Source organism: Streptomyces sp. HUAS 15-9 (assembly GCF_025642155.1).
Lineage (GTDB): Bacteria > Actinomycetota > Actinomycetes > Streptomycetales > Streptomycetaceae > Streptomyces.
Map to the genome: position 1 here is coordinate 1006103 of NZ_CP106798.1, position 14609 is coordinate 1020711.

The window sequence follows — 14609 nt, forward strand, 5'->3', positions numbered from 1 at the left end:
CAGGTGCCCGCGTACGACATCGTCCTCTTCAGCTTGGAGCAGAAGTCCGGCGAGCGCATAGTCCGAGCGGCCCTGACCAGTCGGCCGCCCGGCGGCTACGCGTCCTGGCCGGGTGTGTCGTGGCCCTCCTGACCGGCCACCGGCACCTGCCACACCAGCGTGGTACCTCCGTCCTCGGGGCTGCGCAACTCCAGACGGCCGCCGAGCTGCTGCGCCCGCTCCTGCATGTTGCGCAGCCCGCTGCGCCGCCCTTCGGGCGGGATGCCCACGCCGTTGTCGGTGACCGTCAGGGACAGCTCGCGTCCGTCGGTCTTCAGGATCACGTCGGCGCGGTCGGCACGGGCGTGCCGGGCGATGTTGGTCAGGGCCTCGGAGAGGACGGCGACCGCGTGGTCGGCGGTGTCCCGCGGCACGTCGGTGTCCACCAGGCCCTCCATCCGCACGCTTGGGGCGAATCCCAGCACGGGCGTCGCCTCGCCCACCACGCCTACGACACGGGCCCGCAGGCCTGTTCCCGCGGTGCCCTCGCGTGCCTGGAGGCCGAAGATGGTCGACCTGATGATCTTGATGGTCTCGTCCAGGTCGTCCACGGCCCGCAGCACCCGCTCGTTGGCGCCCGCGTGCTCGATGAAACGGCCCGCGCTCTGCAGCGTCATGCCGGTGGCGAACAGCCGCTGGATCGCCAGGTCGTGCAGGTCCCGGGCGATCCGGTCCCGGTCCTTGAGCACCGCGATCGTCTCCGCGTCCCGGCGTCGCTCCGCCAGTTCGATGGCGATCGCCGCCTGCGCCGCGAAGACCTGCAGGGGCTCGGTCTCCTTGCCCGTGAACAGGGTCCGCCCGGTCTCCCTGACCAGCATGACCACGCCGCGGACGCCGCCCTCGCCCGTGCCGATGGGGACCGCCACGGCCGGGCCGAGCCCGGTGAACCGCAGCGGGCCGGCCGAGACGCGTGCGTCGTGGGTGACGTCCTCGCTGGTGACGGCGGCGGCGCCGGTGACCGCCTCCCCCATCAGGGTGCCGTCCATCGGCAGCACCAGTCCTCGCAGGGCGTCGGCCTGTTGACCGAGGGCCAGTTCCACGGTGAGCGAGTCGGTGTCCGCCATGGGCGTCGCGACCACGGCCAGGGCCGCACCGGTGATCTCCCTGGCCCGCTCGGCGATCAGGGCGAGGGCCTCGGCCTGACCGGCCCCGGACATCAGGCTGTTGGTGATCTCCGCGTTGGCCCGCAGCCAGCGCTCGCGCAACCGGGACTCCGCGTACAGGCGCGCGTTGTCGATCGCGACACCGGCCGCCACGGCCAGGGTCTGGGTGACCGAGACGTCCTCCTCGTCGAACTGGCCGCCACCCCGCTTCTCGGTCAGGTACAGATTGCCGAAGACCTGGTCGCGCACGCGGATCGGGACGCCGAGGAAGGTGTTCATCGCCGGGTGGTGGGGCGGGAAGCCGTACGACGCCGGGTGCTCCGAGAGATTCGCCAGGCACAGCGGCTCCGGGTGGCGGATCAGCTCACCCAGGATGCCGTGGCCCTCCGGATACGGGCCGATGCTCGCGATCTGCTCCTGGGTGACCCCGACCGTGTAGAAGGCCGACAGCCGCTTGCCGTCGGGCCCGATCACCCCGAGTGCCGCGTACTGGGCGTCGACCAGGGCCGCGGCGGACTCGACGATGCTGTTCAGGGCCTGTTCCAGGTCCAGTTCCCGGCCGACCGAGAGGACCGCCTCCAGCAGGCTGTGCACCCGGTCGCGCGTGCCGCGGGCCGCGTCCAGGCGGGCCTGCAGCTCCTCCAGCAACTCGTCCAGCCTCAGCTGCGGCAGCCGTATCCGCGCCTCCTCGGGGCTTGTCACCTGCACTCCTCCCGGTCCCCTCTGCTCATGGACATGGTCCGGTCATCTGCCACGGTAGTGGTCGGCGACCCGGCCCCGCACCGGCTTCCGGGCAGGTCCGCGGGACCACGGTTCCGGATCTTGCGTGGGCCTTTCGGCCCTCCCGCCGGACCGATCGGCACTCCCGTTCGAGCGCGGACCGAGGCACAGTGGAAAGAGGAGCGGCACCGATCCCCCGCGGTGTCGCTCCGCCCGTGCGCGCCCCGCCCGGCCGGCGGGGCGCGAGTACTGTACGGCGCACCTCACCTGTTCCGCGGCGGCGGCCCGGTCCGGCCGGACGTCCGCCGAGGCCGAACGGCCCTTGCACGACGGCCGACCGTCCGGCTGCAATGACCTGACAGAGCCCGCCCGTGGCTTCCGGAGACGCAGAGACGTGAGTGACACATCCCGACCCAACGTACTTCCCGCCGACCACGCCCCGTCGGCGGCCGGAAGGCCTCACCGGAGCGTCGAGATCGGCCGTGCCGAGGCACTGCGCCTGCTGGGCAGCGTCTCGCTGGGGAGAGTCGTGTTCACCCGGCACGCGCTGCCGACCGTCCGCCCGGTCAACCACGTTCTGATGGACGGCGACATCGTCATCCGCACCCATGAGGGAGCCGCCCTGACCTCGCACGCCCGGCAGGGTGAGGGCTCGGGCGTCGTCGTCGCCTACGAGGCCGACACCATCGACCCGGACACCCACCTCGGCTGGAGCGTGGTGGTCACGGGCTACGCGCAGCTGGTGACCGACCCGGAGCAGCTGATCCGCTACCGGGCGCTGCTGCGCCCCTGGGTGGAACAGACCATGGACTACGCGGTCCGGATCCGCCCCGATCTGGTCACAGGCGTCCGGCTCATCGCCGACGAGGGGCCGGACGACGTGTGAGGGCGAATCAGCCGGTCCGGGGCAGGTCCACTCCGTAGAGGGTGCGGCCGCCGACCAGTTCCCTGCCGGTGACCAGCTCCGGCTCGATGCGGACGAAGACCTCCCGCGGCGCGGGCACCCAGGAGCGCGGCCCGCCGCGCATCAGCCGCTCGTGTTCCGCCGCGTCGGTCACCACCGTGGCCAAACCGGTGACGACCACGCTCCAGCCGGACTGCGCCACCGCGTCGACCTCGTCGGCCTCGAACGCGACCACGGTCCCGTCGATCGCCCGCGCCAGTTCCGATGCCGCGGAGGTCCGCAGCACGACCGCACCGTCCGCGTCCAGGGCGAAGTTCACCGGAAGCACGGCGGGCAGGGCCCGTCGGGTGTGCACGATGCGGCCCACGGGCACCTTCGCCAGCAGCCGCAGGCACTCCTCCCGGCCCAGCTCGCGGAATCCGTCGTTGGGGTACATCAGCCGTCCCGTCCCTCACCTGATGCAGCGCTACTGCCTCACTTCATCCTCGGCCCGGCAGGCAGCGGGCACGAGGGCCATCGGTCCCCACCGGGCCGGAGAACGACCCGGGCCGGTCCTCCGCGTACCACCGGTCGGGCACAGGGGCCCCCATTGGCGGCGGAGCTGTCATGGACGGCATCGCAGGTGGGCAGGTTCGGGCGTGCTGCGGCCACTTGGCGACATGTCGGTGCGGATGCGCCCGAGTTGCGCTGAGATGGCCCCTCTCATCGTGAGCCGCGGATCGAGGATGAACATGAGCGACTTGGCCGAAGTGGTGCCGCCCGGTTGCGCCGACGTGGTCGAGGAGGGTGCCGGTGCGGCGCGGGCGAGGCGGCGGGCGGCCCACGCGCGGCGGCGGGCGGCCCACGCGCGGCGGAGGAGCGCTTCCGCGGGTTACTGGAGGCGGCTCCGGACGCGATGGTGATCGTCGACGACACCGGAACGATCAAACTCGTCAACGCCCAGACCGAAGCACTCTTCGGCTACCAGCGCGAAGAACTCCTCGGCCGCCCCGTCGAACTCCTCGTCCCCGGCCGCTTCCACGCCCACCACACCCAACACCGCAACAACTACGCCCACAACCAGCAGGTACGCCCCATGGGCGCCGGACTCGACCTCTACGGCCTGCGCAAGAACGGCACCGAGTTCCCCGTCGAGATCAGCCTCAGCCCCCTCGAAACCGCCGACGGCCTCCTCGTCTCCGCCGCCGTCCGCGACGTCAGCGAACGCAAAGCCGCCGAGGAACGTTTCCGCGGACTGCTGGAGGCGGCTCCGGACGCGATGGTGATCGTCGACGACACCGGAACGATCAAACTCGTCAACGCCCAGACCGAAGCACTCTTCGGCTACCAGCGCGAAGAACTCCTCGGCCGCCCCGTCGAACTCCTCGTCCCCGGCCGCTTCCACGCCCACCACACCGAACACCGCGACAACTACGCCCACAACCAGCAGGTACGCCCCATGGGCGCCGGACTCGACCTCTACGGCCTGCGCAAGGACGGCACCGAGTTCCCCGTCGAGATCAGCCTCAGCCCCCTCGAAACCGCCGACGGCCTCCTCGTCTCCGCCGCCGTCCGCGACGTCAGCGAACGCAAGGCCGCCGAGGAACGCATCAACGAACTCGCCGCGCTGGTCGAGTCCTCGCAGGACGCGATCCTCGCCAAGACCCTCGACGGCCGGATCACGTACTGGAACGCCGCCGCCCAGCGGCTGTACGGGTACACCTCGGCGGAGGCGGTCGGGCGCCATGTGTCGATGCTCGCCCCGCCCGATCGGGGGCACGAGATCAGTCAGCTCCTGGAGCGGCTGTGCCGGGGCGAGAAGGTAGAGCACTTCGAGACCCTGCGCCTCACCCGTTCGGACGCAATGCTGGACGTCGACGTGACCCTGTGGCCCACCCGGGCCCCGGACGGCACGGTGATCGGGGCGTGCGCCATCGTCCGCGACATCAGCGACCGCAAGCGCGCCGAGGCGGAACTGACGGAGCTGTACGAGCAGCAGCGGCACATCGCCCTGACCCTGCAGCGCAGCCTCATGGGCACCCCGCCCGCGATACCCGGCCTCGCCACCGCGAGCCGCTATCTGCCCGCCACCCAGGGCGCCGGCGTGGGCGGGGACTGGTTCGACCTGATCCCGCTGGGGGCCGGCCGGGTCGGCGTGCTGATCGGCGACGTGATGGGCCGCGGCCTGGAGGCCGCCGCGGTCATGGGTCAGCTCCGGTCGGCCGCTCACGCCCTGGCCAAGACCGGGATGCAGCCCCGTCAGCTCATGCAGGCCCTCGACACCGTCGTCGCCGACCTGGGCGTCCCTGACCAACTGGTCACCTGCTGCTATCTGGTCATCGCCGCCGACACCGGGGAGGTGACCGTCTGTTCCGCGGGCCATCTGCCCGTCCTGGTCACCGTCCCCGGCGAGGGCGTGCAGACACTCCCCGCGCCCGTGAACGCGCCGCTCGGCGTGGGCGACGTCATCTACGAGCAGTGCCGCACGACGCTCGCGCGCGGCGCCACCCTCGTGCTCTACACGGACGGTCTGATCGAGACTCCCGGTGGTGACATCGAGGACCAGCTCACCGAGCTGATCAACACGCTGGACAAGCTCGCGACCGGCTGTCCCGACCTCGAGCTCGTCGCCGACCACGTCCTGGTGACCCTGCTGCCCGATGCCGACGGGCACGACGACGTCACCCTGCTGCTGACACAGCTGCCGGCGGCCCCGCTGGCCACGGCCGGCACCGACCTGCCCGCGCTGCCGCAGTCCGTGTCGGCGGGCCGGGACTTCCTCGGCCGTGTGCTCGACGAGTGGGGGCTCACGGAACGGGCGGACGACGCGTGCCTCCTGCTGTCCGAGGTGCTCACCAATGCCGTACAGCACGCCCAGGGGCCCATCGGACTGCACATCTGCCGGACCGACATCGAACTGACGGTCGAGATCGGTGATCGCAGTCCTCAGCTGCCCCAGCCCCGCACGGCGGCCGAGGACGCGGAGTCGGGCCGGGGGCTCCTCCTGGTACGGGCCCTCGCCGACGACTGGGGCGTGCGCCCGACGGACGAGGGCAAGACGACGTGGTTCAGCCTCAAGAGCGTCCGGACGCCCCGGGACAGGTGACGATCACCCGCACAAGGTCGATACTTCCGAGAGTAGGCACAGGTCGGCATCGGTCCTGGGAGAACACGGGCCGGAGGCTTACCTGCCGGGCCCACCAGGAGGTACCGATGAAGATGCTCATCAACGTTCCGGAGACCGTGGTGGCGGACGCGCTGCGGGGAATCGCGGCCGCACATCCCGATCTGACCGTCGACGTCGAGAACCGGGTGATCGTACGACGGGACGCCCCCGTGGCCGGGCAGGTGGGACTCGTCTCGGGCGGCGGCTCCGGGCACGAGCCGCTGCACGGCGGGTTCGTGGGCCACGGCATGCTCTCGGCCGCCTGTCCCGGCGAGGTGTTCACGTCACCCGTGCCGGACCAGATGGCGCGTGCGGCGGCGGCCGTGGACAGCGGGGCCGGCGTGCTGTTCGTCGTGAAGAACTACACCGGCGACGTGCTCAACTTCGACATGGCGGCCGAGCTCGCCGAGGACGAGGGGATCCAGGTCGCGAAGGTGCTCGTCAACGACGACGTGGCGGTCACCGACAGCCTCTACACGGCAGGTCGCCGCGGCACCGGCGCGACGCTGTTCGTGGAGAAGATCGCGGGCGCCGCCGCGGCCGAGGGACAGCCGCTGGAGCGGGTCGAGGCGATCGGGCGCCAGGTCAACGAGAACTCCCGCAGCTTCGGAGTCGCCCTCAGCGCCTGCACCACCCCGGCCAAGGGCACCCCCACCTTCGACCTGCCGTCCGGCGAGCTGGAGTTGGGCATCGGCATCCACGGCGAGCCGGGCCGGGAACGCCGGGCGATGATGACCTCCGGCGAGATCGCCGACTTCGCGCTGCACGCGATCCTGGAGGACATGCCCCCGCGCAACCCCGTCCTCGTCCTGGTCAACGGCATGGGCGCGACCCCGCTCCTGGAGCTGTACGGCTTCAACGCCGAGGTGCAGCGGGTGCTCGGCGAGCGCGGCGTCACCGTGGCCCGCACGCTCGTCGGCAACTACGTGACCTCCCTGGACATGGCGGGCGCCTCGGTCACCCTGTGCCAGGTCGACGAGGAACTGCTGCGGCTGTGGGACGCGCCGGTGAAGACCCCGGCCCTGCGCTGGGGCATGTGACACGGCGGCAGCGGCGACCAACGTTCCTACCACGCAAGGAGATTCAGTGCTCGACGCCGACTTCTTCCGCCGTTGGATGGTGGCGACCGCCGCGTCCGTCGACCGCGAGGCGGAACGGCTCACCGCTCTCGACTCACCCATCGGGGACGCCGACCACGGCAGCAATCTTCAGCGCGGGTTCACCGCCGTGCGGGCGTCGCTGGAGAAGGAGGCGCCGGACACTCCGGGTGCCGTGCTGACCCTCGCCGGACGCCTGCTGATCTCGACGGTGGGCGGCGCGTCCGGGCCCCTGTACGGCACGCTGCTGCGGCGTACGGGCAAGGCGCTCGGGGATGATTCCGAGGTCAGTGCCGGGCAGCTGGCCGAGGCGCTGCGGGCGGGCGTGGACGGGGTCATGACCCTCGGGGGCGCCGCGCCCGGCGACAAGACCATGATCGACGCCCTGGTACCGGCCGTCGACGCGCTCGGCGACGGTTTCGCCACGGCTCGGGCCGCGGCCGAGGAGGGCGCCGTGGCGACGATCCCGCTGCAGGCCCGCAAGGGCCGGGCGAGCTATCTCGGCGAGCGCAGCATCGGACACCAGGACCCGGGAGCCACCAGCTCGGCGCTGCTCATCGCCGCGCTCGCGGAGGCCGCAGGTGAGTGACGAGAAACTGGTCGGGATCGTGTTGGTGTCGCACAGCGCCGAAGTGGCCTCGTCCGTCGCCGAGCTGGCGAAGGGTCTCGCGGGCGGCGCCGCGGCGGTGCCCGTCGCGACGGCGGGCGGCACCGAGGGCGGCGGGCTCGGTACCAGCGCCGAGCTGATCCGTGCCGCGGCCGCCGCGGTCGACCGGGGCGCCGGCATCGCCGTGCTCACCGATCTGGGCAGCGCGGTGCTCACCGTGAAGGCGCTGATCGCGGAGGGCGGCGAACTGCCCGACGGCACACGTCTGGTGGACGCCCCGTTCGTGGAGGGCGCGGTGGCCGCGGTCGTCACGGCGGCCACCGGGGCCGGCCTCGACGCGGTTCAGGCGGCGGCCACGGAGGCGTACGGCTACCGGAAGGTGTGACGCCGGAAGCTCCGGGGGTCTGTCCGGGGCACTGCGCCAGGCGCGGTGAGGCACCGCGAGGGACTTCGTCGGGCCGCCGAGCTCGCCGGACTGCCACCGACAATCGGCGGCCGATGATCCGGGCGGCAGGGTTCAGCGCGGCCGTGCACACGGCTGTCGAACTCTGCCCGTGCCTCGGCGGCGTGAGCCGCGTGCCCGTGGACAGCGGCGGGGGTGGTTCAGCCGCCCCGTACGAACCGGCCGGCCAGTCGTCGGCCGGTCGCCACGGCCGCCGCATGACTCTCGATGGGCCTGACCCGGGAGCCCTTGAAGACGATGTAGGTGACGCCCGAGGAAACCCCGCCCCGGCGTGGGTCGGGGCTGATGCCGAGGCCCCGGGCGGTGGCGTACGAGGCCTCGCCGATGATGCCGCGCGGGCCGGTGTCCCCGACGACGGCGTACTGGACCCGGCCGCGGTAGACGACGGCGACGACGGCACCGCCGCGGACGCCGTGCGCACGGAAGTCCCAGACGGCGCTCGGGGCGGGAACCACGATGTACGGCAGGCGTTCGGCGTTCAGATGGCGGCCGTCGGACTGCTGGAAGGCGGTGGCCGCGAAGAACATCGGATCGGTGCGGCGGTTGCAGTGGACGGTGGACCGCCCGTCGCAGTCGATGTCCATGTCGGCCTTCCAGAACACGGCACCGCGGGTGCCGCAGACCCGGACGGTGGCGGACGCCCCCTCGTCGGTGCGGTAGCGGCCGCGCGAGACGGGATTGCAGTGCCGCACCCGGGCCAGCAGGTCGGCTGCGCGGACCAGGCCCACGCCGCGCGCCGGCGGCTCCCGGCGTGGGCCTGCGGAGGCGGGAGCGGGAAGTGACGCCGGGACGAGCAGGACGGCGCCGGCCGCGGCCAGCGTCAGCGACTGGACACGCACGATGCGGAAACCTCTCCTCGGGACGTTGACGGCCACCCGGCCCGATCCGGTACGGGTAAATCTGATGTCCCGTCAATCAACGACAGGGGCCGGGGGCCTGAGCCGATGTCGGCCCAGGCCACCCCGGCCACCCGCGTCGGCGCGGGACCAGCGACGACAGCGTTCCGCGCCACAGGCATGAACTCCTCTGCCCTCTGCGGGAGTTCAGCCGAGAGGAACCTCAGCATACGTAACTTTCCCGGGTCGTCACCAATGCGGCCGCCCTCTTGCTGCGATCGCATCGACGGGGTCATATTGGTCCGGACCTTTGCTGTCACGGGTCATCATGCCGTCCTCGGGGAGGCAGAGCGGTGCGACGCGTTGACGTTCCGCCATACGTGGCCGCCGCTGTCCTGCTGCTGGTCGCGTCCTGTGGATGGGGCGGTGCGGCCGACGGCGAGAGCGGGCGGATGCCCGGCGCGCCGACGGGCCTCACCGCCACGGCCGGAAGCGCCACCAGCGTCCACGTCATGTGGAACGCGGTGACCGACGGCCCCGGCATCCATGCGTACGAGGTGTATCGCGGCACCACGAAGGTCCACGAAGTGCCAGGTTCGGAACACATGGTGGACGTCATCAGGCTCAGGCCGTCCACCATGTATGTCTTCACCGTGCGGGCCCGGGACAAGGACGGGCGCCTCGGCCCGAGCAGCCGGGAGGTCCGCGCGACGACCCCGGCTGTCGTCACGGCGGACCACTCACCGCCGACCCGCCCGCGCGATGCGGCGGGCCGCACGGTCGCCGCCCGGGCGGTCCAGCTGTCCTGGGCGGCGTCGGCGGACGACCGGGCGGTGGTCTCGTACGACGTCTACCAGGGCACGACGAGGATCCACAGCGTCGGCGGCGGCCAGACCGCGACGGTCGTCACCGGGCTGCGCCCCGCGACCCACTACACCTTCACCGTCCGCGCCCGTGACGCCGCCGACAACCTCTCCCCGGCGAGCGCCCCGGTCCGGCTCACCACACCGGGCACCGACGACGGCCGGAACACGGCACCCACCGGATTCCGTGCGACGACCCACCGTGCCGACGGCGCGTACTACATCGACCTGTCCTGGCTCCCGCCCCGCACGGACGGGGTGATCACGGAGTACCAGATCCGACTCGACGGCAGCCCGGCGACGTCCCTGGTCTGGGGCGGTACACCGCCGCGGGGCCGGGCGAGGTACAGCTTCTACGCGGGTCGGGACGCCGGGGCCATCCACCGGGTGCGGATCCGGGCGCGGCTGCCGGACGGTACGTGGGGCGGGTTCTCCGCGGAGCGGACGGTGACGACGGGGGCGCGCGGCGGCGCCGGGTCCTGACGGCGGAAGGCCCGCAGGCGTCCTCGGCCACCGCGCCCACCCCCTGACGGAGGCATCCGTCACCCGGTCGGGGGCGGTCCGCATGCGGGACGGGCCCGGGGCGCATTGGCTACTGACGAGGCAGCACGGGCGTTTCCCGACCCTCGGCGGCGCATGGGACGTTCCGCCGACCGTGCCGCCGGAGGGCAGCCCAATGCGCACTAATCGTCTTCTCCTCCGCTCCGGCCTGACCCTGGCGGCCGCCGCCGCCCTTCCGACTGCGCTCGCCGGGCCGTCCGCCGCGGCCTCGGGGATCTCCGTGAGCACCATCGGATCCACCGTGTCGGTCGTCACCAGCGCCTGCACCCAGATCAACGGCAGCTGGGGCAACGCGTCCCTGCTCGGCAGCAATCAAGCGAACTTCGCGCAGGGCCGCCAGGCGGCCCTCGCGGGCACGACCGTCAGCCAGTCGGCCGCCTGGTCGGGCATCGCCCCCGGGACGTACACCGTCGTGGTCGTCTGCTCGAACGGCGGCACCGCGGGCACGCAGTCCATCGTCGTCTCCTCCGCCAACGCCCCGACCACCTCGTCGACCGCCAAGACGTCCTCGACCTCCGCCCCGACCCGCGGTGTCGCGGGCGGACTCGGCGGCGCGGCCCGCGACTACGGCCCGATCGCCATCGGTGTGGGCGCGGCCCTCGTGGGCGGCGGCGTCATCGCCACGGGCTGGTACCTGCGCCGCCGCTCGAAGCCGTACCGGCTCTGACCGCGGGGGCCGGCGGGCGGCGGGAGCAGTGGTGCGGACCCTGTTCGCCTACTCGGCGACCCCGTCGCCCGGCCGTTCCCCGGCCGCGTCCGAGAGCTCGTCGAACTCCTTCAGCGCGTGGGTGAGCCACTGCGTCCAGAAGGTCTCCAGGTCGATGCCCGCCCGCAGGACCAGATGGCGCAGCCGGTCCTGCGGGGTGTCGCGGCCGGGCGGGAAGTCGCGTCGTTCGATCTCCTCGTACTCGGCCAACTGGCGCCGGTGCAGGTCGAGATGGCGGCGCAGATCGGTTCCGAGGCCGGCCGTGCCGACGACCGCCGACGCACGCAGCCGCAGCAGCAGGACGTCGCGCTGCGGCTTGGGGTCCTGGGACGCGGCGGTCCAGCGGGCCAGTTCGGCGCGGCCCGCGGGCAGGACCTCGTAGCGCTTCTTCTGCCCACGGGCCGGCTGCTCGGCCGGCAGGGTGCGGATGTACCCCTCGGCCTCCAGCTTCCCCAGCTCGCGATAGATCTGCTGATGCGTCGCCGACCAGAAGTAGCCGATCGACCGGTCGAACCGGCGCGTCAGCTCCAGCCCCGACGACGGCTTCTCAAGCAGGGCGGTGAGGATCGCGTGCGGGAGTGACATGACCTCATCCTAGGGATGCGCGGATGTGCCGCACGGGTCCCTAGGTCCTGTCGTCAAACTCCCGTCGTCCGCCCGGAGGGCGGGCCCTGCGGCGTCAGGTGCGTGCTCTCGGCGTACCGGGCCTCGGCCCTCGTACTGGATGTACTTGGGTCGGGGCCCGGTGCGGCGAGTGGGGGTCGCCCCTGCTCGAAGAGCTTGGGGGAGCGTGCATGGCGTCGCGGGGCAGGGGGGAGTTTGACGACAGGGCCTACAGCGCCGCCGCCAGCTCCGTGCCCTGCTTGATCGCGCGCTTGGCGTCCAGTTCGGCCGCCACATCGGCGCCGCCGATCAGGTGTGCGCTGCGCCCGGCGGCGACCAGTTCCTCGTACAGGCCGCGGCGCGGCTCCTGACCGGTGCACAGGACGATGGTGTCGACCTCCAGGACCGTGCTCTCCTCGCCCACGGTGACGTGCAGACCCGCGTCGTCGATCCGGTCGTACTGGACGCCCGGCACCATGCTGACGCCGCGGTGCTTGAGCTCGGTGCGGTGGATCCAGCCGGTGGTCTTGCCGAGGCCGGCGCCGACCTTGGTGGACTTGCGCTGGAGCAGGTGGACGGTGCGCGGCGGGGCGGGCCGCTGCGGCGCGGCGAGGCCGCCGGGCGCCTGGTAGTCCATGTCGACGCCCCAGTTGCGGAAGTACGTCGCCGGGTCCTCGCTCGCCTTGTCGCCGCCGTCGGTGAGGTACTCGGCGACGTCGAAGCCGATGCCGCCGGCACCGAGGATCGCGACCCGGTCGCCGACGGGGGCGCCGTCACGCAGCACGTCGAGGTAGCCGAGGACGCGCGGGTGGTCGATGCCGGGGATGTCGGGGGTGCGCGGGGTGACGCCGGTGGCGACGACGACCTCGTCGTAGTCGGTCAGCTCCGCGGAGGTGACCCAGGTGTCGAGGCGTACGTCCACCGCGTGCTCGTCGAGCTGGTGGCGGAAGTAGCGCAGCGTCTCGTCGAACTCCTGCTTGCCGGGCACCTTGCGGGCCACGTTGAGCTGCCCGCCGATAGCGCTCGCGGCGTCGAACAGCGTCACCTCGTGGCCGCGTTCGGCGGCGCTCACCGCGCAGGCCAGACCGGCCGGTCCCGCGCCGACGACGGCGACGCGCTTGCGCAGCCGGGTCGGGGAGAGGACGAGTTCGGTCTCGTGGCAGGCGCGCGGGTTGACCAGGCAGGAGGTGATCTTGCCGCTGAAGGTGTGGTCGAGGCAGGCCTGGTTGCAGCCGATGCAGGTGTTGATGGCCTCGGGCCGGCCCTCGGCCGCCTTGTTCACGAAGTCGGGGTCGGCGAGCATCGGGCGGGCCATGGACACCATGTCCGCGGCACCACCGGCGAGCAACTCCTCGGCGACTTCAGGGGTGTTGATGCGGTTGGTGGTCACGAGCGGTACGGACACCTCGCCCATGAGTTTCTTGGTGACCCAGGTGTACGCGCCGCGCGGGACGGAGGTGGCGATGGTGGGGATGCGGGCCTCGTGCCAGCCGATGCCGGTGTTGATGATCGTCGCCCCGGCCGCCTCGACGGCCTTGGCGAGCGTGATCACCTCGTCGAAGGAGGAGCCGCCCGGGACCAGGTCGAGCATGGACAGCCGGTAGATGATGATGAAGTCCTCGCCGACGGCCTCGCGCACACGCTTGACGATCTCGACGGGGAACCGCATCCGGTTCTCGTACGACCCGCCCCAGCGGTCGGTGCGGTGGTTGGTCTGCGCGGCGATGAACTCGTTGATCAGATAGCCCTCGGAGCCCATGATCTCGACGCCGTCGTAGCCGGCCTGCCGGGCGAGGCGCGCGGCGCGGGCGTAGTCCTCGATCGTCCGCTCGATGTCGGCGTCGGTGAGCTCGCGCGGCGGGAAGGGGCTGATCGGCGCCTGGACGGGGCTCGGTGCCACCAGGTCCTGGTGATAGGCGTACCTCCCGAAGTGCAGGATCTGCATCGCGATCTTTCCGCCCTCGCGGTGCACCGCCTCGGTGATCGCCGCGTGCTGCTCGGCCTCCGCCTCGGTGGTGAGCTTGGCCCCGCCCTCGTACGGCCGTCCCTCGTCGTTGGGGGCGATGCCGCCGGTGACGATCAGTCCCACTCCCCCGCGCGCGCGGGCGGCGTAGAACTCCGCCATGCGCTCGAACCCGCGCTCGGCCTCTTCCAGGCCCACGTGCATGGAGCCCATGAGCACACGGTTGGGCAGGGTGGTGAACCCCAGGTCGAGGGGGTTCAGCAGGTGCGGGTAGCGGCTCATCGGGCCCTCCGTGCGCGCGGTGTCGTCGCCTCTGTTGTAGAGGACGGCCACCGCCTTTTGCAACTAGTTGCATAAGCGGAGGGAGGTGAGCCCGGCCACTTCGCACCCGCGGGCGCGGTGCGGCCGGGCCCGGGTCACCTGCTGGCGAGCAGGACGTGCAGCTCCTTCTCCTGGTCGCCCGAGGCGGAGGACAGGTTGCTCACCGTGAAGAGGGAGTCGAGGGTCATACGGAGCCGGTCGATCGCCCAGTAGCCGCCATGCGCGTCGGCCTCGACGGTCGACGAGAGCCGCGCGGGAATCGTGCACTCGTGCGCGTCCGTGACCTCGAACGTGCCGAGCCACACCATCGGACGCGTCTCGTGGAGCTGCTGCGGCACATCCTCGGCGCACCGGTCGGACTCGAAGCACGTGCACAGCGCGTCGAACACGATCCGGGCGTCCTCCTTGCTGCATCCGCTGATCTCGACGGAGACGGACTCGTCGTGCGTTCGCTCAGGGGCCATCGTGATCGCTCCTCTCATGGCGACGGCGCGATACCGCGGGTTCCCCGCGAACCGCGCCACACCCCAAGAGAACCACCACTTTCCGGGCGCGCACCACCCGTCGCGGCACTCCGCGGCCTGCGGGAGGGTCGGCGTGGTCGGAGCCGGCCTCGCTCGGCCGACAGGCCGGCGACACTTGCTGGTCATGCACAGACCAACAGCGGAACGGTGGGTG

General features: G+C 72.0%; 13 protein-coding genes. 7 read left to right on the forward strand and 6 right to left on the reverse strand.

Annotation, left to right across the window (positions count from 1 at the left end; translation table 11 throughout):
• Positions 1 to 95: 95 nt before the first annotated feature.
• Positions 96 to 1844: a sensor histidine kinase gene (locus N8I87_RS04470; RefSeq protein ID WP_263205655.1), complete on the reverse strand. Its 1749-nt coding sequence runs from the start codon at positions 1842 to 1844 to the stop codon at positions 96 to 98.
• Positions 1845 to 2337: 493 nt separating this feature from the next.
• Between N8I87_RS04470 and N8I87_RS04475 the strand changes: the two genes are divergently transcribed.
• Complete coding sequence (locus tag N8I87_RS04475; protein WP_263216297.1) at positions 2338 to 2748, forward strand: pyridoxamine 5'-phosphate oxidase family protein; 411 nt, start codon at positions 2338 to 2340, stop codon at positions 2746 to 2748.
• A 7-nt stretch (positions 2749 to 2755) separates the two neighbouring features.
• On the opposite strand, the gene N8I87_RS04480 is transcribed toward N8I87_RS04475, so the two are convergent.
• Positions 2756 to 3202, reverse strand: coding sequence for a pyridoxamine 5'-phosphate oxidase family protein (locus tag N8I87_RS04480; protein WP_263205657.1), 447 nt, complete (start codon positions 3200 to 3202; stop codon positions 2756 to 2758).
• A gap of 327 nt (positions 3203 to 3529) precedes the next feature.
• Here N8I87_RS04480 and N8I87_RS04485 point away from each other — a divergent pair, with 327 nt between their 5' ends.
• The 4 genes from N8I87_RS04485 (at position 3530) to N8I87_RS04500 (ending at position 8000) form a co-directional block, all read left to right on the forward strand.
• Positions 3530 to 5851 carry a SpoIIE family protein phosphatase gene (locus N8I87_RS04485; RefSeq protein ID WP_263205659.1) on the forward strand — a complete coding sequence of 774 codons (2322 nt, stop codon included), beginning with the start codon at positions 3530 to 3532 and terminating at the stop codon, positions 5849 to 5851.
• A gap of 107 nt (positions 5852 to 5958) precedes the next feature.
• Complete coding sequence (gene dhaK, locus N8I87_RS04490; RefSeq protein ID WP_263205661.1) at positions 5959 to 6951, forward strand: dihydroxyacetone kinase subunit DhaK; 993 nt, start codon at positions 5959 to 5961, stop codon at positions 6949 to 6951.
• 46 nt (positions 6952 to 6997) lie between these two features.
• Positions 6998 to 7597, forward strand: a complete 600-nt coding sequence (gene dhaL, locus N8I87_RS04495; RefSeq protein WP_263205663.1) for a dihydroxyacetone kinase subunit DhaL — start codon at positions 6998 to 7000, stop codon at positions 7595 to 7597.
• On the forward strand, positions 7590 to 8000 hold the full coding sequence (locus N8I87_RS04500) for a PTS sugar transporter subunit IIA domain-containing protein (protein WP_263205666.1): 411 nt from the start codon (positions 7590 to 7592) through the stop codon (positions 7998 to 8000). Before dhaL ends, N8I87_RS04500 begins: the two co-directional genes overlap by 8 nt.
• 218 nt (positions 8001 to 8218) lie before the next feature.
• Here N8I87_RS04500 and N8I87_RS04505 read toward each other — a convergent pair whose 3' ends face one another.
• Positions 8219 to 8917, reverse strand: a complete 699-nt coding sequence (locus N8I87_RS04505) for a glycoside hydrolase family 75 protein (protein ID WP_263205668.1) — start codon at positions 8915 to 8917, stop codon at positions 8219 to 8221.
• 350 nt (positions 8918 to 9267) lie between these two features.
• On the opposite strand from N8I87_RS04505, the gene N8I87_RS04510 reads away from it, so the two are divergent.
• Both N8I87_RS04510 and N8I87_RS04515 read left to right on the forward strand, forming a co-directional pair.
• Positions 9268 to 10260 (forward strand): fibronectin type III domain-containing protein, encoded by a 993-nt coding sequence (locus tag N8I87_RS04510; RefSeq protein WP_263205670.1) that lies wholly within the window; start codon positions 9268 to 9270, stop codon positions 10258 to 10260.
• Positions 10261 to 10453: 193 nt separating this feature from the next.
• Complete coding sequence (locus N8I87_RS04515; protein WP_263205672.1) at positions 10454 to 11005, forward strand: hypothetical protein; 552 nt, start codon at positions 10454 to 10456, stop codon at positions 11003 to 11005.
• Between the two features lie 48 nt (positions 11006 to 11053).
• Here N8I87_RS04515 and N8I87_RS04520 read toward each other — a convergent pair whose 3' ends face one another.
• From N8I87_RS04520 to N8I87_RS04530, 3 genes are all read right to left on the reverse strand, one after another.
• A complete protein-coding gene (locus N8I87_RS04520) occupies positions 11054 to 11629 on the reverse strand; it encodes a PadR family transcriptional regulator (protein WP_263205674.1) in 576 nt (191 codons plus the stop codon).
• Positions 11630 to 11876: 247 nt separating this feature from the next.
• Positions 11877 to 13892 carry an oxidoreductase gene (locus N8I87_RS04525; protein WP_263205677.1) on the reverse strand — a complete coding sequence of 672 codons (2016 nt, stop codon included), beginning with the start codon at positions 13890 to 13892 and terminating at the stop codon, positions 11877 to 11879.
• A gap of 134 nt (positions 13893 to 14026) precedes the next feature.
• Entirely contained in the window at positions 14027 to 14395 is a 369-nt protein-coding gene (locus N8I87_RS04530) for a hypothetical protein (protein WP_263205678.1), read from the reverse strand.
• Positions 14396 to 14609 lie beyond the last annotated feature (214 nt).